We start from the raw sequence: 22,098 nt of genomic DNA, 5'->3' as shown, positions 1-22,098 counted from the left end.
GTACCGAAACGCCCAGCGGCGAGGAGGCCGCGCCGGAGACTGAACCGGCAGCAGAAGGGAGTGATGGCGGCGGTGAGGAGTGAGGCAGCCCTGGCCTGTGGTCGCTGATCAAGGCCGTGGTCGGGCAGGGAATTTCCGGACCCATTCTCTCCAGCACCGCCTGGAGCTATGCGCAGTCCGCCCGTTGCCCCCTGGTGACGACCAGCGGGTAGCGGGCGACAGCATTCGGCCGCGTGCCCAGTCCCAGCCGCCGTACGGCGGCTCGTACGCCACGGGGTGTATCACACCCGGATGCGCGCCTGAGCTATGGAGATGATCCGCTGGCGGTGCTGGCGGCGCCGTCGCTGCGGTCCGCTCCTGGCCGTTGCAGTCTCGGCTGCAACAGGGCTTCGGGGCCGCCCAGGGTGGACGCTCCAGTGGCCATCCTCTTCGCGCAGGCCGGCCCAGGAATCCGAGGCATCGTCGATGAGAACGGTCTCGGGGTGCCCGTCATACAGAGGCGCGGGGGCACCGGCGTAGCCCGATCCGGCGCCGCCGTGCCAAGATCACCGGACACCACCATTGAGAAGCCGCTGCTCTGTCGGTCATGGTCGGCGGCGGTACGCGGCGAACTCGTGCTGGTGGTGTACCGGATGCTCGAAGCTGACGACTCCGTCCCGCGCAGCGGTTGGAGTACGGGGATTTGGGTCGGGGCCTCGGGTCGTGACGGGTATGAAGCGGGGGCGTGTGGAGTCTGCTTGGATGTCGGAGATGACGAGTAGCTCCCCGGTTCCCCATGCAGGTGATGCCGATTCCAGCCGCCTGACTGATTTGCTGGTGCGTGCCGCCACCGGTCGGGATGGTCAGGTGTGGAGCGACCTGTGGACGGAGCTCTATCACAACGGTTCCCTTGACGTGTCCCATCCGCTGGTACTGCCGGCGCTGACGAACATGGCCGAGGGCGACGACGCCGACACGGGGGCTGCGGCTCTCCACTTGGCCGGTGCCCTCCTTGTTCAGGCTGACCAGCGGTACGAGACCCGAACACTGCGGGACCAGCACGCACCCGAAGTCGCACGCCTGCTGGCCGCTGCGAACCGATGGCGGCAGGCCACCGCTGATCGGAACGGCTACTGCCACCTGCTGGAGACGGTGCTGAACCTGGAGGGCGACATCCAGTGGGCCGAGGACCTGATCTGGGGCATCGTCAACGAGGAGTACGAGCTTGAGTGCCCCGATCCAGACGGCTGCACCGCGCTATGGCTGATCATGGGTGAGCGGGGCTTCTTCAGCGCACCGGAGGATTACGCCCTCTCCGACGATACCGAAACCCTCCCTCTGCATCCGGTCGACCCCGGCACCCTCGACGGCCTCGGCCGCCGCCTGCACGAGCTGGCCCTGGCGGACGGCCACGAGGATGTGGCGCACGTTTTGACCTATGCCTTCGGCGAGGCAACCGGCCCGCAGTGCGAAAGACGCTTCTCCGTCGTCGGACAGCTCGCTGCTCGTTGGAACTGAGAAGCTGATCTCTTGCTTCCAGGCGATGGCCTCAAAAGCCCTCCGGCGCCCACGGCCGCAGCTTCTCCGGGTTGCGGACCGCCCAGATCCGGGTGACGCGCCCTTCGGAGACGTCGAACGAGGCCACGGTCATGACGACGCCGGCACGCTGGGCCACCAGGCCCGGCATACCGTTGACCGACCGCTCCAGGAGTTCGAGCCCCGGAGCCTTATCGGCAATGGCGACCATGTACTGGGCGATGCGCACGCCGCCCTCGACCGGACGCAGGACGGTGCCGACCATGCCGCCGCCGTCGGCGGTCATCACGGCGGCCGGGTTGAGGAGACCGACGAGGGCTGCAATGTCCTTGGTCTCCCATGCCTCTTTGACGTGCCTCACCACGTCGGCCTGGCCGGTCGCCGTCACCGGAGCGCGCGCGACGCTCACACGCCGCCGGGCGGAGGCCGCCAGCTGCTTGCAGGCCGCAGGGGTCCGGCCGAGAACGTTGGCGATCTCGGCGAACGGGTAGCGGAAGACGTCGTGCAGGACGAACGCCACCCGCTCGGCGGGCGTCATCGACTCCAGGACGACGAGGAAGGCCATGGCCACCGACTCATCCAGGACGATTTGGTCGGCGGGGTCTGCAGGGCCGGTGGGGTCGGCGCCGCCCGCGTGTTCCCACTCGGTGCGGTCGGGCAGCGGCTCGGGCAGCCACGCGCCGACATAGCGTTCACGGCGGGCCCGCGCCGAGCCGAGCACGTCCAGGCAGATACGGCTGGTCACCGTCGTCAGCCAGGCGCCGGGGGACAGGATCTCCTCCTGCCGGCTTCGTGGCAGTCCGTACCAGCGTGCGTAGGCATCCTGTACGGCGTCCTCGGCCTCGGTCACCGAACCGAGCAACCGGTAAGCGACATTGATCAGTTGGCGTCGCTCGCCGGCTATCTCATCTGTGCTGGTCCCGACAGTCCCCATGCTTCCGGCCGCCCCCTCGCCTTACCTTTCGCAGGCCCGCGTCGTCGGGCTGGTGAGAGCTTATAGATCTACTGCCCGAGGGCGGAAAAGGGGACTGTGACATGGCCACTGAGGTGACGGGGAACGTACAGCGCAGCTCCTCGTTCCTGCAGATCGCGATCGCCCTGCAGACCCTGACCATCTTCCTTCAGGCGGTTTCCGCCGGACTGCTGCTGACCTCGTCCTACGGAGAGACGCTGCACAGTGTCGGAGCCCGTGTGATGTACGGGGCGTCGATGCTGTACGTGCTCGCGGCGGTGCTGGCGTGGAAGCCGGGCGGCGGCTCGCTCCGGCCTGTCTGGCACGCGTCAGGTTTCCTCGTACTCGCCTCGGTCCAGGTCGTGCTCGGCATCGCGCACGTCCCGTCGGTCCATCTCCCCCTGGGGGTCTTGATGTTCGGTCTGAGCGTGCTCGCGCTGGCCCGGCGCTGAGGTCCGATACGGGGTCCTGGGCTGCGCAACGCACCGGCCTGCTGTGGTCGGGCCTATGGCCGGGGTCTCCCGTCGCCGTGGTCGGGGTGCTGGAGACTGCGGCTGGGGCTGCGCACAGTCCCAACTCCCATTCCGTTGCACCCGAGGCGCCCGGCGGTCACCGTGCCGCTGTCTGACGGCCCGCCTCGACTCGACGTGCGAAGTGCCGGGCAGTGATCGTGTTCGCTGTCGGCGCGCCTCGGGTGCCGATCAGGCGGAGGTGCGTCATGACGATCACCAGCACGCTGCCCCGTTTCCCTGTTTCCGCGGTCACCGAGCGTGGTCTGCGGCTGCTGCCGGTCGCCGAACCGGCGATCCTCGCCCTGGCCGATGCGTGTGGCATCGGGATGTCGGTGAGCCTGCTGTGGCTCGGCGTCAAGGTCGCCCGGACGTCCACGCGGAGCTGAGCTCAACACCGGAGACCCGACGGATCGGCACGGGGAAACCTTCAGCTTCCGGACTCTGAGGGGACGGCCCCTGACCAGGGCGTGAGACGGGGCCGCCCAGGTCCTGCCGTCCTGTCGGTGAGCAGGGCACTACGACGTGAGAGCTCGGCGTCAGTTGGAGCCTTGTTCGGTGAGTCGTTCGGGTGAGTTCCAGCCCTCCGACCTGACGCACGTCCGGGCCACCATGGGAAGCGGCGTGGCGCACACGGTCAGCAGCCGTAGGAGGGCCCGGTCGGCTTCGGCGGGAGGCAGGGCTGACAACACCCGCACCGCGGTCTCTGCGGCACGGCGTGCCGGGCCGCGCAGGCGCAGCCACGCCAGCACTCTCTCCTCCCGTCGGCACGCCTGAAGCCGAGCGCGGGCCATGTCGCGTCGGTGGCGCGCGTGCCGTTCGGCCCTGCTGCCGGGCGCCGCGGCGGCACTGACTGCATCCCAGCAGTGGACGACGACCCGGTCGCGCACTCCCGCATCCGGTGCGCCGCGTGCCAGCAGGGGTGCGAGGTGGATCAGCCGGCTGCGGCCGGTATCGGTCACGACGTCGTTGACCATCCGGGCGAGGGCCGCCAGGAGGTCATCGGTGCACGCCGGGTGGTCGGTGAAGCCGGTACCGGCCAGAAGCGAGACGTATTCCATGAGGCACATCCCGTCCGCCGGGCTCAGATGCGCGTACCGCTGGAGCACGACGGGATGTGCACCGAAGTCATTCATCGCATGCACCTCTTTACGGTCAGGTCCCCAGTGCCAGGTGGATGAGCGCGTAGGTGGCGGCCGCGGCCAGTCCGGCGCCGGGCATGGTCAGCAGCCAGGCGGTGGCGATGTTGCGGGCCGTGCCCCAGTGCACCGCGGACAGCCGGCGGGTGGCGCCGGCGCCGAGGATCGCGGAGGTGATGGTGTGCGTGGTTGAGATCGGCGCCTGCCAGATGAACGCCGTCGCATACAGCACGCTCGCGGCGGCCGACTCGGCGGCGAATCCTCGCGGCGGGTCAAGGTGCACGATCCGCCGTCCCAGCGTGCGGATGATGCGCCAGCCGCCCGTGTACGTTCCCGCGGCCATTGAGGCGGCGACCGCCCCGATGACCCACCACGGCACGTCGAACGTGGCCTGCTGCCCAGCGGTGACCAGCGCGAGAACGATCACGCCCATCGTCTTCTGCGCGTCCTGCAGGCCGTGTCCCAAACCCATCCCGGCCGCCGAGACGGACTGCGCGATACGGAAACCGTGCTTTGCCTTCGCCGGCTGGGCGCGCCGGAAGATCCACAGGATCGCCGTGTGTACTAGGTAGCCGAGCATGACCCCGAGCACGGGCGAGATGACCATCGGCAGGATGACCTTGTCCACCACACCGCGCCAGTGCACGCCGCTGGCCGCAGCGAGCGCGGCGCCGACCAGCCCGCCGATCAGAGCGTGGGTGGAGGAGGTGGGCAGTCCCAGCCGCCAGGTGATCAGGTTCCAGCAGATGGCGCCGATCAGGGCGGCGAACACCACGCTCAGACCGTGGGAGCTGGTCGGTGTGGCGATGATGCCCGCCCCGACCGTCTTTGCCACCCCCGTGCCCAGCACCGCACCGGCGAAGTTCATGAACGCCGCGAGCGCCAGCGCGGCAGCCGGGGTCAGCGCACGGGTGGAGACCGATGTCGCGATCGCGTTCGCGGCATCGTGGAAGCCGTTGGTGAAGTCGAACGCCAAGGCGATGACCACCACAGCAACCAGGGCAGCCAGATTCGCGTCCATCGAGCCTGACTCCGTCCACCGAAAGCGGCGTACCCCAACATAATGAACTTCGTCCATGAACGAGGGAAGCGGCATGGCCCAGGGCGGCGGTGTGGCGATCACCGGGAAGCTGACCGGGCAGGGGTGCGCGCCTCCCTCCGGGGCCAGGGGCGATGTGCAGTGGACCGACCGACCGACCGACCGACACGGCTCGAGCTCGCTGTCGTCGGTGACGGCGGCCGCGGACGGCACATCCAAGATCAACGACCTGCCGCGTACGAAGAAGTCGGTGACGTACACCGTCATCTATACCGGTGACGCCGTGCACGCGGGCTCCACGGCCTTGGCGACGGTCAACGTCAAGAAGTGCGGGCGTCTTACGGATCACTCGGGAATCGCGGGGTGTGAGTGGCACCCGGTCCACGCGGCACTTGAAGGCACGCGGACCGGGCCCGCCCGGATGAGGCGGCGTCCGCCTCAGTGCGCTCCGCTCCCTGGCCTCGGCTGTCTGCTGCGTCCCCGTCGCGGTCCACCAGCGTTCAACTCGCTTGATCCACCGGTTGGTCTCCCGGTCTCCTGCCCGGTGGCGCCGGCACGTCTGGGGCGGTCAGACCCTGGTCGTCGCGCAGTCTCGCCGCACAAAAGAGGCGGGTTGCCTGTTCCGGCAACCCGCCTTCCATCATCGTGAGCAGTCAGCCCCGGACAATGTTTTGTGCCTGCGGGCCCTTCTGGCCCTGGCCGATGTCGAAGGTGACGTGCTCGCCCTCCGTCAGCTCACGGTAGCCGCCCCCGCCCTGGATCTCGGAGTAGTGGGCGAAGACGTCCGGGCCTCCGTCGTCCTGGGCGATGAAGCCATAACCCTTTTCGGAGTTGAACCACTTCACGGTGCCGCTGGCCATACTGCTATTCCTTCGTTCATGCCTGGGAACAGCCCTTGATCACGGGCATGTTCCGGCTCCCGTAACAAAAGAGCCACCAGCCGTTCTACCCCGTGCTGCCTGGTCTACCCGGCCGGGACACACGCGCATAAGCGGCTCAAGCACCGGGAGTACGCCAGGGCAGGTCAAACCGCCTACGCACCGCAGGGCCGGCTCTCCTGAGAGCCGGTGGTGGCGCAAGCCTGGGGTATGGCATCAGGGGCGTGGCGCTCCGGGTAGGTCATGTTCGGCCAGCCGGGTGGCTACTGCGTCGCGCTCGGGTCGCTCCATGCGGGCAGCAGCTGCGGCGGCCTGAGCGGCATTGCGCTGGGCGTGGCCCACCCCACCGGAGTGAGGGTCTATCGGCCGAAGATTCATACGTCGCAGTCCCATCTTGATCGTCAGCCCGTATGCCGGGCTCGCGGCGTTGCTGTGCGGCTGCACGTCGCGGTGGCGATCCATCCCAGTGAACTGCCACGGTGGTAGGGAATCCGAACCGGGGCATGTTCCCTATATCGGGACACATATGGAGAAGGTGAGCGGCTACGGGCATTCCATTCGGACCGCACCTGTCGGTGCCGGGGCTGTCACCGGTGCGCGGCGTGGGTGCAGAGGCAAGCAGGGTGACCGTGCGGCTGATGCGCCTCCCCCTCGACTTGGCCGCGGGGGGCGTCGGCCAGCTGACCGGGCACTTCGGTCGACTCCTGCCGTGGCAGGGGACGGCCCGGGATGAGCCGTCGGCAGATGGGGATCTCCCCGTGCTGTTGGTGCACGGGCTGGCGGACAGGGAATCGGTGTGCACTTCGCTGCGGCGGGGACTGGGCGGCTTCGGCGCGGGGCCCTTCGTCACAGTGAGCTATCACGCGCTCAGCCCGGACATCCGCGCGGTGGCCCGGGATCTGGGCGAGCAGGTGGAGCTGGCCAGTGCTGGCACCGTCGGGCGGCCTGTGGTCGTGATCGGGTACAGCCTTGGAGGGCTGATCGCCCGCTACTACGTGCAGCGGCTCGGCGGGGACTCGCAGGTGCCGCTGGTGATCACGCTGGCGACGCCGCACGGCGGGACCGCCGCGGCCCTGCTGGCACCGCCGCATCCGCTTCTGCGCCAGCTACGGCCGGGAAGCGAGCTGCTGAGCGAGCTCGCCGAGCCGGCCGTGGGGTGCCGTACCCGGTTCGTGGCCTTCTACAGTGACCTGGACGAGGTGATCATCCCGGCCACCAGGGGCCGCATCGACCACCCAGACCTCGAGGCGTGCAATGTGCTCGTGCCCGGTGTCGGGCACCTGACCCTCCCCGTCCACCAGCCGGTCATCGACCAGGTGCGCTCGCTGCTCACTGCGGCCCAGCAGGCCACGTCCGCCGCAGGCCTCCCACACGGCCACACCTTCAGTGCGAACGGACAGCCCCACGGCACAGCCGAGGTTCTTCGTGACAGCGGGCGGCAAACGGAGGACTCTGAGAGGTAGCCGATAGGAACGTCAGCACGTGTGCGGACGGACAGCATGGCTCTTTCGCGTAACCCCAAGAGCGCGCCGACGGTACGCCCGTATCACCCCCAGGACGAACCGGGTGTGCGGGAACTGATCGATGCCGACCGGCTGCCGGGGCAGCCGCACTGCACCCCGGAGAAGCTGGCCGCGGCGCGGCACGGTCCTGTCCCCTTCCCCCTGGCTGGCTGGACGGTACCGACCAGGCCGCGGATCAGCGTTCTGGCCGATGTCGAGGACCGCCCGTGCGGGATCATCGCGTACTTGTCCTGGACCGATGTGCGAACCGGTCTGATCTGCTGGGTTCACGCCTACGAGGACCCGTCCGCCCTGCGCGCCCTGATCGGCCACGCTCTTGCCGCACTTGCCGACTGCACGTGGATCGATGCGTTCGTGAGTGCTCCGCCGGGTCCCCTGGGCCCGGGCGGGCTGCCCTGCACCCGACGCGGCGCCACCCATGACGCCCTGGTGCAGACGGGCTTCATCGGCCGCTGCCAGGGCTGCTACCTGCACTGCGTGCTTCCTGCCGAGCCCCCGTCGGCCAAGCTGGTCGCCGATGTCTTCCCCTGCGACTACCCTCCGGGCCACCGCCTGATCATTCGTGAGGCCGCCGAACCGGTCGCCGAAGCCGTGGTCAGCGTGGAACCCGACCGCACCGCGACCGTCTACTGGATCGAGATCCTGCCCACCCGCCGCCACTGCGGCCTGGGCCACAAGCTGCTGAGCCAGGCCCTGGCCCTACTGGCCGAGCAGGGTGCCACCGAGGTCGCTCTCGTCCTCGACGACGCCCAGCAGTCCGCCTCCGAGAGCCGGGCCGCCACCCGGCTCTTCCGCTCCTTCGGCTTCACCCTCGTCGACCAGCTGTGGACCTACCAGCACCAACGCCCCCAAGCCCCGCGGCCCGGCGCGTGAGTCCGACGGGTGAAACGGCAAGGAGTGCGGTGAATCCCCCTGCTTCAGCTGGGGGAGAGATCAAGCCGTCGTAGCCGGGCCAGGACTCGGGCCCGGCTAGTCCGCGATCCTGCTACATCGTGCAGGTGCATCCTGATGCGTTCCGGGTCCATGGTGTCGTAGTCGGCTCAGGGCTCAGCTGGGCTCAGACGCTCGATGGCGTTCAGTACCTCGGGGCGGCCCGCGTGTGCGCGTTCGTAGCCCTCGATCACCGTCAGCTCCGTCTGGGACAGGTCGCGTAGGCGCTGCTGGATCTCCGTGACGCCGAGTTGGCTGAGGCCGGGGATCGGTAGAGCCTCCTCGCGGGTCATCGCGCCCTGCACCTTCTCGGCCACACGGGTGACGGCGGGCATCTCCCGCCAGGCTTCCTCGGCCGTGCTTCTCATCCGTCCCGTGATCCTTTGGAGCACTGCCCGCAGCTCGGCCGTGGCCGCCTGCATCCTGCGCTTGATCGCCTGCAGCAGGATGCCGCCTTCGGCGGCTTCTCCCTGCGGCGGACGGGGACCTTCCGCCACAGCCCTGGTCCGTCGGGCGAGGTTCTCCTCGCTGGTCTCCAGGAGTACCTCGTTCTGTCGGCTGAGCATGGCGAGCAGCTCGGCGGTCTCCTGGTCGTTGAGTCGTTCGGCGATGTCCTTGCCTGCCTGGCAGCTTGCCAGGGCCCGGGCTGCGGCCGTGTACTGGCCCTCGGCGGCCCTCAGCAACCGGTGCTCATCGGCCGGCCTCTTACCGCGCACGATCTCCGTCACGGCCGACATCCCCGCCTCCAGCGGAAGTACGCTCGCCCGCACGGCGCCGCGGGTCACCATCCCCATCAGCTGCCCGGAGGCCGACAGCAGGCCACGGGGTGGGCGTATTTCGCGCACCCGGGCCTCGATCCGCCCGAGGTGGTACTCCGCCTCGATCGCTTGGCTTTCGAGTCGTTGCCGGTCGGCGCCCGGCGGGGTGATGGCCGCATCCGTCCGGAATCGGCCGATGACCGCGGTGTGGGCGTCACGGGCGTCCTCCAGTGCTGGTATCAGCACATCTGTCTTCGCTGCCATGTGGTGCTCCTGAGCTCGGGGCGGCACGGCTGCCGCGCACGACGAAAAGCGCCCGCCGTCCGTCGCTTCGGCCGGGCAACCGGAACCCATCCTGCGGAAGGCTGCCGAAGATCGCCTGGCGAGCCAGTCACCCGTGAGTTCGTCCGGTGGGCCGTTGCAGCACGGCGCGGCCACTGCGGTTGAGCGTCGGCATGTCGCCGCAGAACGGCATCGGCTCTTGGGGACCATGCCGCGTGCCCGACCGGCGCCCACCGCTGCCGTTCGAAGCCCCAGGCAAGTTTCGACCCGTGGTCTTGGGCTTGAGCCGGGCTGTGTGATCCGCCCGGCCGCCGGACGACCCGCGGCTCCGCGGGGGCCGAGACGTGGGGTCGCTCTGCCGCTCAGCGGCGCGGACCGGGCTGGGCGCAGCGCGGCCGCCTGGTCACGATTCGAGCCAAACCACGGAAAAATCGGCCGATTTGACGGTGCGACAAGAAGTTTCTTTCAGCGTGCACACACCTTGACCTGAGGGATTTTCGCTCACTAGTTTTCGATCATTGAGCGTTCGGCAGCCACCCCCCGTCATACCCAGCCCCATCCCGGGAGGCACTCATGTGCAACGCTTGCTGCCCGATCCCGCCTGGTCCCCGTATCGACCGGGCCCAGTTCCTCAAGCTGCTCGGCGCCGGTGCCGCAGCAGCGGCCGCGCCGGCGGCGTTCGCGGGAACAGCGGCCGCCGCGACCCGCAGTGCGGCCACGGAGGGCGGTGCCCTGGTCGTGGACAACATACGCGGATACACCATCGCCGACGGCCGCCTGCGCCGCTTCTCCCGTATGCTCGTCACCCCCGGCGGCAAGGTCGCCGCCCTCGACCCGGGCGCGGCGCGCGGCGCCCGCCGTATCGACGGCCGGGGACGCGTACTCCTGCCCGGCCTGCACGACGCCCACGGGCACCTCTGGGGCCTCGGAGCGCTCGCCGTCCAACTCGACCTCACGGGGACGAAGTCCCTGCAGGAGGCTGTGGACCGGCTCGCCGCCTACGCCACGGCGCACCCGGAGATGACCTGGATCCAGGGCCGGGGCTGGAACGAGGTGATCTGGGGTCTGGGGAGGTTGCCCACCGCCCGCGACCTGGACGCCGTAGTCTCCGACCGCCCCGTATGGCTGGTGCGGGTCGACGGCCACGCGGGCGTGGCCAACACCAAGGCGCTGCAGATTGCGGGCGTCACCGCCGACACCCCCGACCCGTCAGGCGGCCACGTCGAGCGCGACGCATCCGGCAACCCGACAGGCGTACTGGTCGACGCGGCAAAGGCGTTCGTCACCTCCAAGCTGCCCGCACCCACCTTGGACGATGTCCGGATGCGCGCCCTGGCCGCACAGACACGGCTGGGCGCCGTCGGTCTCACCTCCGTCTCGGACGCCGGCACGAGCGCGGACGGCGTCGTGGTCCTGCGGCAACTCGCCGACGAGGGGCGGCTCACCCTCCGGGTGAACGCGTTCCTCGACTTCGACGCCTTCACCGAGGTCGGTGCGGACGCCCGTACCGACTCCTACGCGCACGACATGCTGCGCGTGCGCACGGTCAAGCTGTACATCGACGGCGCTCTGGGCAGCCACGGCGCGGCCCTGATCGCGCCGTACAGCGACATGCCCTCGACCAAGGGGCTGCTCCAGATGGAGCCCGCCGAACTGAACCGGCGGGTGGAGCGGGTCCTGCGCGGCGGCTACCAGGTCGCGGTGCACGCCATCGGAGACCTGGGCAACCGCGTCGTGCTGGACGCCTACGAGAACGGGTTCCGCACCGTGGGAGACCAGAAGCTGCGCCACCGCATCGAACACGCGCAGGTCGTCGCGCTGGACGACATCCCTCGCTTCAAGCGGCTGGGGATCACCGCCTCCATGCAGCCGGTGCACGCCACCGACGACATGAACATGGCCGAGGCTCGTGTCGGCGCCGAGCGCATCAAGGGCGCGTATGCCTGGCGCACGATGCTCGGCCAGGGGACGGTCGTTGCGTCCGGCTCGGACTTCCCGGTCTCGTCCTCGAATCCGTTCGACGGCCTGCACGCCGCGGTCACCCGCACCGACCGCGACGGCAGTCCGGCGGGCGGGTGGTACCCGCGGCAGGCGATGACCCCGGTCGAGGCGCTGCGGTCCTTCACGCTCGACGCGGCATACGCAGCCCATCAGGAGAAGGTCCTCGGCAGCCTCGAGCCCGGCAAGTGGGCTGACTTCATCCTCGTCGACACGGACCCGTTCGACCTGCCGAGCGGGCGTGCGCTGTGGCAGACGAATGTCCTCCAGACGTGGGTCGCGGGCCGCCCGGTCGGGGAGTACGGCGCGCTGTGACGGACGGATGAGATCCTGCCCCTCCTCCGGTCTGCCGCTCCATGGACCCTCGCCAACAGGGGACAACCCCGAGGCCGCCCGCACAGTGAGTGCGGGCGGCCTCGGGCAGCCTTTGACGAGGACCTTCCAGTCGAGGTCCGACGCGGCGAGCGAGATCCGCAGTTTGTCGAGGCGCCATCCGCCAGTGAGGAGATGCAGTTGGCGGACTCGGTCAGGCAGATCCTTGCTGCGGACGGGGCTGGGGGAGGAGGCGGGTGCGGTGACGTACTGGTGCAGCTCGGCCTGGTAGGCGTAACCGTCTTTGCGCGACTCGATGCAGCCGTACAGCAGCGGCTTTGATGGCGGCCCGGCTGTTCCCGGGAGTTCCGTTCTGGGCCGCCAACTACTGCGACGCCGTCTCCCGCACGGGCCGGCCTGCCTTCCTCCTCGCCACGGCCTGCATCCAGGGTCCCCCGGCCCTGCTGGGCACGGCGGTCGCGTGGCACAAGCGCCACCACTGCGGCGTGGCTGACGACAGCCGCTGCGCGCGAACCAGTTCGGGCTTCCCTGGCACGCGTCCGGACGTCCGCACCCACCGTGTCGTCAAGAGCGCGTGGCGATTTGTGAAGCCGCTGTTCGCGGTCCCGTCACCTGTGGGCGCTACCTTGCCCCTCGGCGCACCCGATCACCAAGCACGGCGGACCGGTGTGTCCATCGCCATTTCCCGATCAGCCCTTGGACTCCGTACCTCCATGTCTTGGTTTGAATCCCTCGTCCTCGGACTCGTCCAGGGGCTGACCGAATTCCTCCCCGTCTCCTCCAGCGCGCATCTGCGGCTGACGGCGGCCTTCTCCGGATGGCAGGACCCCGGCGCCGCCTTCACGGCGATCACTCAGATCGGCACGGAGGCGGCGGTGCTGATCTACTTCCGCAAGGACATCGGCCGGATCCTGTCGGCCTGGGCCCGTTCGCTGGGGAGCAGGGCGATGCGCCGCGATCCGGACGCCCGCATGGGCTGGTTGGTGATCGTCGGATCCATACCGATCGGCGTGCTCGGGTTGACCCTCAAGGACCAGATCGAGGGACCGTTCCGCGATCTGCGGGTGACCGCGACCATGCTGGTCGTCGTCGGCGTGGTCATCGGTGTCGCCGACCGGCTGGCGGCGCGCGACGAGAAGGGCGGCCGGCACCGGGCGCCCAAGCAGGGCAAGGTGCTGCAGGACCTGGGCGTCAAGGACGGCCTCATCTACGGCTTTTGCCAGGCCATGGCCCTGATCCCGGGCGTCTCCCGCTCGGGCGCCACCATCAGCGGCGGGCTGTTCATGGGCTACCGGCGCGAGGCGGCGGCCCGTTACTCCTTCCTGCTGGCCATTCCCGCCGTACTCGCCTCCGGCGTCTTCGAGTTGAAGGACGCGATGGAGAGCGACCACGTGGCGTGGGGGCCGACGCTGTTCGCCACGGGGGTCGCCTTCGTCTCCGGATACGCCGTCATAGCCTGGTTCATGAAGTACATCTCCACCAAGAGCTTCATGCCGTTCGTCTGGTACCGGATCGTCCTCGGCATCGTCATCATCGGGCTGGTCATGGCCGGTGTCCTCAGCCCGCACGCGGCCGAATCGGCCGGCTGACCGCACGGCGGCGCCGGTCTCCGCCGAGTGACCGACAGCCCGGTGCGGCGGCTGCCCCACTCGGCGGAGAACGACGAGCCAGTCCACGGACGACCGCGCCGCGCTGGACCAAGCAGGCCGACGACCGCATCACCTGCCGCCGGGGTGAGTGTGGTGGTGCGGCCGGCGTACTGGAGGCGGCCTTAGGCCGTCACCGACGGCACCGCATATGACATTGGGGCGCGCTGAACGTCGCGGTCACGGCTGCACTCGACCTAATTAACCCAACTTCCGTGCCGATACTGAGACATTTCCGGCAAGAGTTCGGGGGCAGCATCGTGTCGACCATGGTCCTGACGGCGAACGCCCGCGGGGCCATCGAGCAAGGCAAGGAGTATTCAGATGGCCAAGAAGCACAACTTCGCCGCCACCGTCGCCGCAGCCGCGCTGGTGGTCGCCGCTGGTACGGGGATCGCACAGGCCGCGCCCGCGACGGCCGGCCGTGCCGCCCCCTCGGCGTGCCGTCCGGCCAACCACACGGCGAAGATCACCGAGGATCCCGCCAGCGCGGGGCACCACCACTACCGCGTGACCCTGACCGCACCGCGGGGGTACGAACCGTGCCGGCTGGCCGGTTCGCCCACCGGCGTGCGGTTCTGGAACCACGGATCGGGCGTCGGGGGCGCCAGCGGCCACTACGGCAACCAGAAGACGGCGGTGACCTTCGGCCCGGGCCACCCGGTCCACTTCGACATCCAGGTGCCCAGCAGCCGTACCGGCACTTCGGCGGACGAGGCGTCGTTCACGCTCCAGGCCCCGGACGGGGAGATTCCCGGCACGTCCTTCGCCGAGGGCAAGCTCAGGACGGCTCCCGGCACTCTCATCGGCCCGATTCAGCGTGGCGCCTGACACCTGGCGCGCCTCGGTGTGCCCGGCGTGGTGTCACGGCGGGACTTGATCAGCGTGATCTCCTACCGCGACTTCAGCGGCCACAGCCGGGGCGCACCGCGCTCGGTGTTGGAGTCACCGAGCAGGTACGCCACGCACCCCAGACCGATGGCGTACGGGAGCCAGCCGGGGGCGGAGGGAATGAACTTGTCGATGGCCGCGGTGCCCAGGGCGGCCAGGGCCACGATGGTGCCCCATGCGTGGAGGCCGTGCCCCGCAGGACAGAGGGTGAGCGCCCGGTCGGCCGGCGTCAGCGGGAAGAAGCTCTCATGACGTTGTCTGGCCAGTGATCTCTTTCAGCTTGTGGGCCTGAATCAACTCCCCGACGGTGGTGCTCGTGTAGTACTGGGTGCCCAGCCCGGGCTGGCCGAACCAGGGCCTGATAGGCCCGGCCTCGACAGTGAAGGGCGCGATGACCTCGTAGAGGTGGTAGTTGAACGCAGGGTTGGAAGCGCTGTATTCGTCCAGGTTGCTCGGTGGAATCGCGCGCTTCGCGTATGGTGTGCCTTCCGGTGCGAGGAAGTTGCCGGGGTTCCCTCTGCCGAAGAGGTCGACCCGTTGCCCTTTCCGGAGTGTCAGCGGACGTTCCACCGGACGGTTGTTGCGGAGCAGGAATCCGTTGTTGTCCGGGAACCACCAGCCGCCGATCTGCTTCGCCGTCTCATTCTGCGGATTCGTCTGCCAGTAGCACCCCAGGAACCAGTACTTCGATGTGGTGCCCTCCGGGCGGTAGCCCCGCAGCATCCTCCCGAGGGGGCCAGTTTTGGGAAAGTACTTGGGGCCGAGCCGCCAGTCGCCGCCGTGGTACTTCTCCAGTTGAGGATACGGCGCCGTGGACTGTCCTGCGCTCCGATGCTCGATCGGGCAGTGGGCGCCACGTTGGGTTTTGCCTTCTACGGCATGGACGGTGGTTGGCGAGACGCCGACCAGCAGAAGCGACGAAAGGACGTACCCTGCGATTCTGCGCGCTGCGCGCATCCGTTGTCTCCTTCACGGTGGTCGGCCACGTGCCCCGGATCCGCGGGTGGGAGGAACGGGGCAGGAACCAACCGGACGCCTTCCCTGTGGACACCGTTCAGTTGAGCTCTGTTTCTCGGTGCCTGGCAGAAGGCGTCACAGGCGGCCATCCGAATGGCCGTGCGTATACGCACGGACAGCCGAACAGCTGAGTCAGGCGGCTGTGCCGGTCAATTCGCCCATTGGTGGGCGGGTCCGGCAGCGACCGAGTTCCTCCAGCGCATGCAGCGCTGGCAGGCAGGCGTCACGACGGTCCGCCGGTGCGTGCCCCGGCTGCTGCGCGCCATGCGCGCCCAGGGTTGGCCGAGGCTGACCGAGATGGACGACGCCCACCGGGTGCTGCTGGAAGCGGACATCCTCAAGAACACCGGCGGCGCACTTCTCCCTCAACCACCGACGACCTCGGACGCCGCCAGTTCTGCCGAGGAAAGCGCCATACGACGAAGCATCAGCACCAGCGTCGCCATGAAACGGTCTATCGAATCCCCCAGATCCCAGTCCATCACGGCTTCCACATGTGTGAGCCGACTCGCAACCGTGCTGTGATGGACGTGCAGTTCGGCGGCGGTTCGCCGCAGTGAGCCATACACACAGAACGCCTCGAGTGTGTCCACGTCCTGGGCACCGGCCGCGGACGCGGCAAGGGCGTTGATCCGTGCGACACCCCGGGTCTCGAGCAGGCGTTCAAGGGGAACGTCGGCGAGCAGCTCCAGTGGGCCAAGCCGCCCGAACTCCACCGCACGCTGTCCGTACACGGTGGACGACGCGAACCGTAGTGCCCGGCGGGCCTGCATCCACGACGTGGGTGCAGCGTGGACGCTCACACGCTCCCCGATGCCGACCCATGGTCCGCGACCACCACCGGAACGCGGCGATGCCGGGTGTTCGGCGACGATCGCTGCATGCAGAATGTCGCAGAGTCGTCGACTTTCGAGGGGCGCCTGCATCAGAATCGCGGTCGGGTTCCCGGTCGAGACCGAGCGGACGAAGCGGCCCGGGCAAGTACGTTCGAGCAGCTCCACGACAGGGCCTACGTCCTCCGTATATATGGCCAGCACCCGCACGTCTCTTCCAGGGTCGAGCCCCAACAACTCGACAGCCCGGACGCGATCCTCCCGTCGCTCCTTGTCGGACAGGATCACCTCGATCATCGCCGGATCGCCCAAGCGCGGATCGGTTCTCGACATCGACGTAACGTCCACCATGCGCAGCGTGTGCCGCAGTCGGTCGAGCAAGACCGGGTCCAGGGCGTGATCGGCTCCGGTACGTTCGAGCCATACCTCGAGATCTTGCCCAACCGGGGCGTTGGGGCCCCTGGCGTCGAGCAGATCGCCCAGCGCGCCGTACCGGATGACCGCGCCTGAGGACCAACGGCTGCCGACGCTGCACTCCGCGAGTACGGCCGCGGATCGAACGACGGTGTCCGCGTCCGCCGCGGATTCTCCGAGTTGGTCGAAGTACGAGATGAGCCGCATCAGCGATGCCGAGTCGGGTCCTAGTTCGGACATCCGCAGCTGCTTATGCCTCATCTCTGACCTGCTTCCTCATGACCGTCCGGCAACGTCGTTGATCCGCCCAGCCGCGGGATCCCAGCTGGTCATCGGTCCTGGGCAAGAGGTAACTCGGGGCGTGGGGGCAGCATAGTGAGCCCTTTTCCTCCTGAATAGCGGTCGACCTCGATGGCCCGCGCGCTGTGTGCCGAGGTCCTCTCCTTGGTCGAGGGGCGCGCCCGCAGGTATGCCGAGGTCGACGGTGCCCGTGGCGTCCATGTGCGGCTGAAGCGCGAAGGCGGGGCACGGTGGCCAGGTGCACGGTCGAGCGCCTCATGCGCGAGCACGGCCTGCGCGGGGTGATCCAAGGGCTGCGGTCGGCGGGCCGTTCTTGGCCTACCGGAAGCTCGGCCCGCCGCGGCATCCAACTACCCGACGAGAGTCGGGTGCGCCCTCGAAATCTGCCGACGACTGTCTGCTGTGAGTCCAATGCGGGCCGGTCACAATTGAGCTCAGAGGTCGGATCAGCAGAGAGATATCACGAGCCACGACGAGGGCCTCGCCCCCGGCCGATCCATACAGGAAGACGAATCGCGTGGACGGCCGGGTATGGAACACCCATCCCTATTTCAGAATAGGAACTCATTTCATGCCTGTTATCGACCCGAATCACACCTGGACGCTCCTTGAGGAGCGTCTGGCCGTCACGACAGACGAACGGCACCGGGTAGTACTGAAAGCGGTCATCGAACATATGAAGGCCGAGGCGGCGGCGGACCTCGACCGACTGATGGCGACCCTGAGCCCCGCACCCGCGTACCATTTCTGGTACGGGGGAAACGACGTCGGACCGAAAGGTACCGACGGTGTGCGAACGTACTACTCGGACTTCGTCGCGTCCCGGAGCAACGTCCTTGAGTACACCCTCGACCGCCTGGTTCTCGATGATCACTGCCTGGTTACCGAGGGGTTCCTGAAGCAGATCTATCCCGGCACGTACGCGGTGCAGCTCGGATTCCCGGTCGACGACGAGTCCGCTGACTACCTGATCGTGCACCGTCAGCTACTGCTGTGGCCAGTCGACGGGAACGGAATGATTCAAGGTGAGGATTCCTACGGTACGGGGCCAACAAGCATCACGAAGCTGTCGTTCGAGGAGCTCCCGCAACAATATATCGATCTCGTTCACAGTTCCGTCGGCTGACCCCGGCCGAATCGGTACTGGGATCGGGAATGAGGGGTCGTCAACTTAACGGATCCGGCTCAAATCCGGTGGTTGCCGAGCGTGAGTGTGCTCGTTGACAAGCTGTGCGAGATGTCAGCCTCGACCTGGCATGAGGGTCCGTCAGCTTGCTGACGGACCCTTTCTGCTCCTTCAGAGCGGAAATTCCTGCTTGCGGGCATGCTTATGGCCCAGCTGTCGCGTCGAGTGAGCGCCGGGTGCCACGGCTCCGGCGGGGTGGCGCTGAGCGGCGCCGTGCAGGGGCAGGTTGCGCAGGCCGGTGGCCCGCGCGGCGCGGATACGGTTCTCGGCGCGGGCCCGCTGGCGGTGGCGCAGTTCCAGTTCGGCGATCGTGGCGTTCTTGGCGTTGGTGGCGAAGCAGGTCAGCCGCAGCCCGTCGGCGTCGGTGAAGCGCAACTGGGCACCCGGATGGGGACGTTCCTTGCGGACGATCAGCCATATTCCTTGAGCCAGCCGATCAGGCAATCGCTGCCGGCGTCGATCTCGGCGACCCAGGCGCGTCGCGGATTTCGCCGTCCGGCTCGACCGCTGGTGTCCACGCCGACGCAGGGACCTTCAAAACCGCCTGGTGGGTGGCGTCGGTGATGGTCATCCCGACGGAGTACGACAGCCACCGCCCGCGAGCTGCGAGCCAGGCCACAAACTCATGGGTGCCGCCGCCAAGGTCGCAGCGGATCAGCGGGCGCCGTCCGTGCCGGTACTTCTTGGGCAGCTGGGCCAGGGCCAGTCTGGCGGCCTCGATGTGATCACTCGCGGTGTTGGAGCCGGCGTCGCTCGGAGACCGCGGGCAGCAACCGGGCCTTGGCCTGCGACGCTGTCGAACGGCGCTGTTCGTCCTCTTCCTGCATTCGGTGCGACAGATCATGATCGAAACCCACGCTGCCCTCCGTAGCCGCCGCTGAGCTACCCAAGCAAGCTGGGGCGGAACAAGGGCGGCGGGATGTAGCCCAGCGCTACTCGCACTTCTCCCCGCTGCACGCCCCGGCGGGCAGGTGGGTGTCTGCCCAGCGGCGGAGCTCTTCGAGCGCGGGGCGCATCGCGAGCCCGGCTTCCGTGAGGTGGTAGGCGACGCGCAGCGGAGGGCCCGAGTAGACCTCGCGTATGACCAGGCCGGCTACCTGGAGTTCGGTGAGCCTGTCGGAGAGCACGCGCTCGCTGATCCCGGGGATCGCGCGACGCAGGTCCGCGAAGTGGACGGGGCCCGCCATCAGCGAGGCGACGACGATGCCGGTCCACCGCTTTCCGAACAGCTTGAAGACGCGCTCGACCGAGGCGTCCACCCCCGCGCACATCTCCGCCCCGTGGGCGGCCACTGTCGTTGCCGCCTCGCCTGTCTCCGCCATGGCTCCAGTCTACCGTGGCTTGCAAGGGACTGAGAAAATGTAAGCTACTGCAAGAAAGATACCGACTGTGAGTTCACCACTTGCTTACACTGAATTAGGAGACCTGTCATGGCCACCCTGCTGCACATCGACTCTTCCGCCCTGCCCATGGGCTCCGCCTCCCGCGAGGTGACCGAGACCTTCCGGAAAAGCTGGCTCGCCCAGCACCCGGAGGGGACGGTGGTCTATCGCGACCTGGCCGCCGAGCCGCTCCCGCATCTGACCGCGGCCGGCATCACGGCCGGCTTCTCCGACCCGGACACCCACGACGAGGCACAGCGCACCGCCTGGGCCGTACGCGATCAGCTCGTCGCCGAACTGGAGGCCGCCGACGTCGTGCTGATCGGCGCTCCGATGTACAACATGTCGATCCCCTCCACCCTCAAGGCCTGGTTGGACCACGTGATCATCATGGGCCGCACCGCCGGAGAGACCAGCACGGTGGCGGGCAAGCCCGTCGTGGTGGTCGCCTCGCGTGGCGGCGCCTACGGCCCCGGCACTCCGCGCGAGGGCATGGACTTCGCCGCGCCCTACCTGGAGAAGGTCCTCACGACCCTGCTGCACCTGGACGTGCACGTGATCACGCCCGAGCTGACCCTGGCCAAGGTCAACCCGGCGATGTCCGAACTGATCCCCCTGGCCGACGCCTCGAGCGAACAGGCCCACGCCCAGGCGGCAGACAAGGCGAAGGAGCTGGCCGCAGCCTGACAAAGGTGCGCCGACGTCCGGTACACCGAGAACGGCAAGGTCAAGGTGTTCAACTGCTGCGCCGGCATGAACGTGATGCTGGCGCAGCTCAGGGTGCAGCCCGAGCTGCGCCGGCGGCGTCGCCGCAGCCGGCTGACGCATGCGATCGATCACAAGGACACCGAGTAGCCCCGACCACGAGCCGACCGCGACGGCGCGCAGCTCGACCACGTGGGCCGCGATCGCGCTGATGACCCCGTCTCACCCGCTCACTTGGGAAGTCCGCCGCCGCTCCCGACTTGGTCGGCCCTCAGCACCGAAGACGCACGGGCCGCCCACAAGGCCGGGGCCGCCTTCCTCGTCACCCCGGCGGTCAGCGACGGCGTGGCCACCGGGCGGGAACTCGGACTCCCGGCGCTCGCCGGGGTGATGACCCCCACCGACATCCTCCAGGCACCGCGCCTCGGCGCCGACGCCCTCAAGCTCTTCCCGGCCGGCAGCGCCGGCGGACCCGGGTACCTGCGCGACCTGCGCGGCCCCTTCCCCGACCTGCCCTTCGTGCCCGTCGGGGGAGTCGACGCGGAGGCCGCCCCGCATACCTGCGGGGCGGCGCCACCGCCGTCGGCGTCGGATCGCCCCTGATCGGCGACGCCGCCGAGGGCGGCGGCATCACCGGCGCCAACGGGCCCGCGCCTTCCTGGACGTCGTCCGCGCGGAGGCCCGCCCGTGACCGCCACCGTGCCCCCGGCGGTTCTCGGGACCGACCGCCTCGAACTCGGCGAGGGCATCCGCTGGACGGACGACCGCGCCGTGCTCACCGACATCCTCAGCGGCCGGCTCCTCGCCGCCCCCGACGACCCTGCCACGCCGCACACCCTGGTCGCCCGACTGCCATGCCCGCTGGGCGCGGTGGCCCCGGTCGAGGGCCACCCCGGCCACTGGATCGCTGCCGCGGGCACCGGCATCTGCCGCATCGACCCCGCGGGCCGGGTCGAATGGATCGCGCGACCCGAGGACGACGCCCCGGTGCCGATGCGGATGAACGACGGCGTCGCAGACCCCCACGGCCGCTTCTGGGCCGGCAGCATGGCCTACGACACGACCGAGGCAGCGGGCTCCCTCTACCGCCTGGACCGCGACGGCCGCGTCACCCGCGTCCTGCGGGACGTCACGATCCCCAACGGTCCGGCCTTCAACGCCGACGGCACCTTCATGTACCTCGCCGACAGCGCCCGGGGCGTCATCCTGCGCTGTCCGGTCGACCCCGCGAGCGGCGACCCGGGCACGCCCGAGACCTTCGTCACGCTCACCTCCGGCAGCCCCGACGGGATGACCACCGACGCCGAGGGCGGGCTGTGGACCGCCGTCTGGGGCATCGGGCAGGTCCACCGCTACCACCCCGACGGCAGCCTCGACCGGATCGTCGACCTGCCCGCCGGACAGCCCGCCGGACTCTGCCTCGGCGGCCCCGACGGCCGCACGCTTCTCGTCACCAGCGCGCACATCGGCCTGCCCGCCCCGGGACCGTTCGACGGCGCCGTCTTCGCCGTCCGGGTGGACGTGCCCGGCGCCCCGGCCGCCCCGTATCGCCCGGCGATCCCCTCCGCCCCGGACGCCGAGGAGCCCCTCTCGGTGCATGCGTCGACGCTGCTGAACAAGTCGCTGACGCTGCGGGGCAAGAACATCGGCCGGTGGCTGTCCGAGGCCTCCGCCGAGAGGCGGGCATCCGACGTCGCCACCGCGAAGCAGATCGCGCTGGGGCTCGAGGACCAGTTCGACGTGGCCGCCACGTACGGCCTTGGCGAACTGGCCGACGCCGTGGAGCACGCGGTACGGCCCGGCAAGGTCGGCCTCGTCCTCGTCCGCCCCTGACAGCCGCCGCAAGGCCTGGTGGCCCCGGGTCCCAC

Annotated in this window: 21 protein-coding genes and 2 pseudogenes; 13 read left to right on the top strand and 10 right to left on the bottom strand. The window is 69.0% G+C overall.

Annotation, left to right across the window (positions count from 1 at the left end; all coding sequences use genetic code 11):
- Positions 1–741 precede the first annotated feature (741 nt).
- The gene (locus ACWEK3_RS22615; RefSeq protein WP_453250450.1) at positions 742–1,497 is read left to right on the top strand and encodes a hypothetical protein; all 756 of its coding nucleotides are present in this window, start codon (positions 742–744) and stop codon (positions 1,495–1,497) included.
- Positions 1,498–1,528: 31 nt separating this feature from the next.
- Here the strand turns inward: ACWEK3_RS22615 and sigJ are convergent, their stop codons facing one another.
- On the bottom strand, positions 1,529–2,449 hold the full coding sequence (sigJ, locus tag ACWEK3_RS22610) for an RNA polymerase sigma factor SigJ (protein WP_450543292.1): 921 nt from the start codon (positions 2,447–2,449) through the stop codon (positions 1,529–1,531).
- 101 nt (positions 2,450–2,550) lie between these two features.
- On the opposite strand from sigJ, the gene ACWEK3_RS22605 reads away from it, so the two are divergent.
- Positions 2,551–2,919, top strand: coding sequence for a hypothetical protein (locus ACWEK3_RS22605; protein ID WP_450543294.1), 369 nt, complete (start codon positions 2,551–2,553; stop codon positions 2,917–2,919).
- Between the two features lie 266 nt (positions 2,920–3,185).
- Entirely contained in the window at positions 3,186–3,365 is a 180-nt protein-coding gene (locus ACWEK3_RS22600) for a GNAT family acetyltransferase (RefSeq protein WP_453250449.1), read from the top strand.
- Between the two features lie 150 nt (positions 3,366–3,515).
- Here the strand turns inward: ACWEK3_RS22600 and ACWEK3_RS22595 are convergent, their stop codons facing one another.
- The 3 genes from ACWEK3_RS22595 to ACWEK3_RS22585 form a co-directional block, all read right to left on the bottom strand.
- Positions 3,516–4,112, bottom strand: coding sequence for a hypothetical protein (locus ACWEK3_RS22595; protein ID WP_453250448.1), 597 nt, complete (start codon positions 4,110–4,112; stop codon positions 3,516–3,518).
- Between the two features lie 19 nt (positions 4,113–4,131).
- A complete protein-coding gene (locus tag ACWEK3_RS22590; protein ID WP_450543363.1) occupies positions 4,132–5,136 on the bottom strand; it encodes an anion permease in 1,005 nt (334 codons plus the stop codon).
- 671 nt (positions 5,137–5,807) lie between these two features.
- Entirely contained in the window at positions 5,808–6,014 is a 207-nt protein-coding gene (locus ACWEK3_RS22585) for a cold-shock protein (protein ID WP_141367736.1), read from the bottom strand.
- 776 nt (positions 6,015–6,790) lie between these two features.
- Between ACWEK3_RS22585 and ACWEK3_RS22580 the strand changes: the two genes are divergently transcribed.
- Together ACWEK3_RS22580 and ACWEK3_RS22575 are read left to right on the top strand one after the other, a co-directional pair.
- Positions 6,791–7,495 carry an esterase/lipase family protein gene (locus tag ACWEK3_RS22580; protein ID WP_450543300.1) on the top strand — a complete coding sequence of 235 codons (705 nt, stop codon included), beginning with the start codon at positions 6,791–6,793 and terminating at the stop codon, positions 7,493–7,495.
- A gap of 36 nt (positions 7,496–7,531) precedes the next feature.
- Complete coding sequence (locus ACWEK3_RS22575; protein WP_450543301.1) at positions 7,532–8,428, top strand: GNAT family N-acetyltransferase; 897 nt, start codon at positions 7,532–7,534, stop codon at positions 8,426–8,428.
- Between the two features lie 167 nt (positions 8,429–8,595).
- On the opposite strand, the gene ACWEK3_RS22570 is transcribed toward ACWEK3_RS22575, so the two are convergent.
- Positions 8,596–9,507 carry a hypothetical protein gene (locus ACWEK3_RS22570; RefSeq protein WP_450543303.1) on the bottom strand — a complete coding sequence of 304 codons (912 nt, stop codon included), beginning with the start codon at positions 9,505–9,507 and terminating at the stop codon, positions 8,596–8,598.
- Positions 9,508–10,098: 591 nt separating this feature from the next.
- Between ACWEK3_RS22570 and ACWEK3_RS22565 the strand changes: the two genes are divergently transcribed.
- From ACWEK3_RS22565 to ACWEK3_RS22555, 3 genes are all read left to right on the top strand, one after another.
- Entirely contained in the window at positions 10,099–11,838 is a 1,740-nt protein-coding gene (locus ACWEK3_RS22565) for an amidohydrolase (protein WP_453250447.1), read from the top strand.
- Between the two features lie 731 nt (positions 11,839–12,569).
- Positions 12,570–13,445: an undecaprenyl-diphosphate phosphatase gene (locus tag ACWEK3_RS22560; RefSeq protein ID WP_453250446.1), complete on the top strand. Its 876-nt coding sequence runs from the start codon at positions 12,570–12,572 to the stop codon at positions 13,443–13,445.
- Between the two features lie 381 nt (positions 13,446–13,826).
- Entirely contained in the window at positions 13,827–14,333 is a 507-nt protein-coding gene (locus ACWEK3_RS22555) for a DUF4232 domain-containing protein (protein ID WP_450543309.1), read from the top strand.
- Positions 14,334–14,395: 62 nt separating this feature from the next.
- On the opposite strand, the gene ACWEK3_RS22550 is transcribed toward ACWEK3_RS22555, so the two are convergent.
- From ACWEK3_RS22550 to ACWEK3_RS22540, 3 genes are all read right to left on the bottom strand, one after another.
- Positions 14,396–14,557, bottom strand: coding sequence for a hypothetical protein (locus ACWEK3_RS22550; protein ID WP_453250445.1), 162 nt, complete (start codon positions 14,555–14,557; stop codon positions 14,396–14,398).
- An 82-nt stretch (positions 14,558–14,639) separates the two neighbouring features.
- Positions 14,640–15,350 (bottom strand): TNT domain-containing protein, encoded by a 711-nt coding sequence (locus ACWEK3_RS22545; protein WP_453250444.1) that lies wholly within the window; start codon positions 15,348–15,350, stop codon positions 14,640–14,642.
- A gap of 425 nt (positions 15,351–15,775) precedes the next feature.
- Positions 15,776–16,918: a PucR family transcriptional regulator gene (locus ACWEK3_RS22540; RefSeq protein ID WP_453250443.1), complete on the bottom strand. Its 1,143-nt coding sequence runs from the start codon at positions 16,916–16,918 to the stop codon at positions 15,776–15,778.
- 254 nt (positions 16,919–17,172) lie between these two features.
- Here ACWEK3_RS22540 and ACWEK3_RS22535 point away from each other — a divergent pair.
- Positions 17,173–17,250 (top strand): annotated as a pseudogene (locus tag ACWEK3_RS22535) (IS3 family transposase); the annotation flags it as partial.
- A gap of 278 nt (positions 17,251–17,528) precedes the next feature.
- A complete protein-coding gene (locus tag ACWEK3_RS22530; protein ID WP_450543316.1) occupies positions 17,529–18,083 on the top strand; it encodes a hypothetical protein in 555 nt (184 codons plus the stop codon).
- A 261-nt stretch (positions 18,084–18,344) separates the two neighbouring features.
- Here the strand turns inward: ACWEK3_RS22530 and ACWEK3_RS22525 are convergent.
- Together ACWEK3_RS22525 and ACWEK3_RS22520 are read right to left on the bottom strand one after the other, a co-directional pair.
- A pseudogene (locus ACWEK3_RS22525) lies at positions 18,345–18,900 on the bottom strand (transposase); the annotation flags it as partial.
- A 175-nt stretch (positions 18,901–19,075) separates the two neighbouring features.
- Positions 19,076–19,414 carry a winged helix-turn-helix transcriptional regulator gene (locus tag ACWEK3_RS22520; RefSeq protein ID WP_361427620.1) on the bottom strand — a complete coding sequence of 113 codons (339 nt, stop codon included), beginning with the start codon at positions 19,412–19,414 and terminating at the stop codon, positions 19,076–19,078.
- Between the two features lie 159 nt (positions 19,415–19,573).
- Here ACWEK3_RS22520 and ACWEK3_RS22515 point away from each other — a divergent pair, with 159 nt between their 5' ends.
- From ACWEK3_RS22515 to ACWEK3_RS22505, 3 genes are all read left to right on the top strand, one after another.
- Positions 19,574–20,212 carry an FMN-dependent NADH-azoreductase gene (locus tag ACWEK3_RS22515; RefSeq protein WP_453250442.1) on the top strand — a complete coding sequence of 213 codons (639 nt, stop codon included), beginning with the start codon at positions 19,574–19,576 and terminating at the stop codon, positions 20,210–20,212.
- Positions 20,213–20,464: 252 nt separating this feature from the next.
- Positions 20,465–20,833, top strand: a complete 369-nt coding sequence (locus ACWEK3_RS22510; protein WP_450543319.1) for a hypothetical protein — start codon at positions 20,465–20,467, stop codon at positions 20,831–20,833.
- An 84-nt stretch (positions 20,834–20,917) separates the two neighbouring features.
- Positions 20,918–22,063: an SMP-30/gluconolactonase/LRE family protein gene (locus ACWEK3_RS22505; protein ID WP_453250441.1), complete on the top strand. Its 1,146-nt coding sequence runs from the start codon at positions 20,918–20,920 to the stop codon at positions 22,061–22,063.
- The last annotated feature ends 35 nt before the right edge of the window (positions 22,064–22,098 follow it).

This window comes from Streptomyces sp. NPDC004721 (genome assembly GCF_053601495.1).
This window is presented reverse-complemented; position numbering and strand designations above follow the sequence as displayed.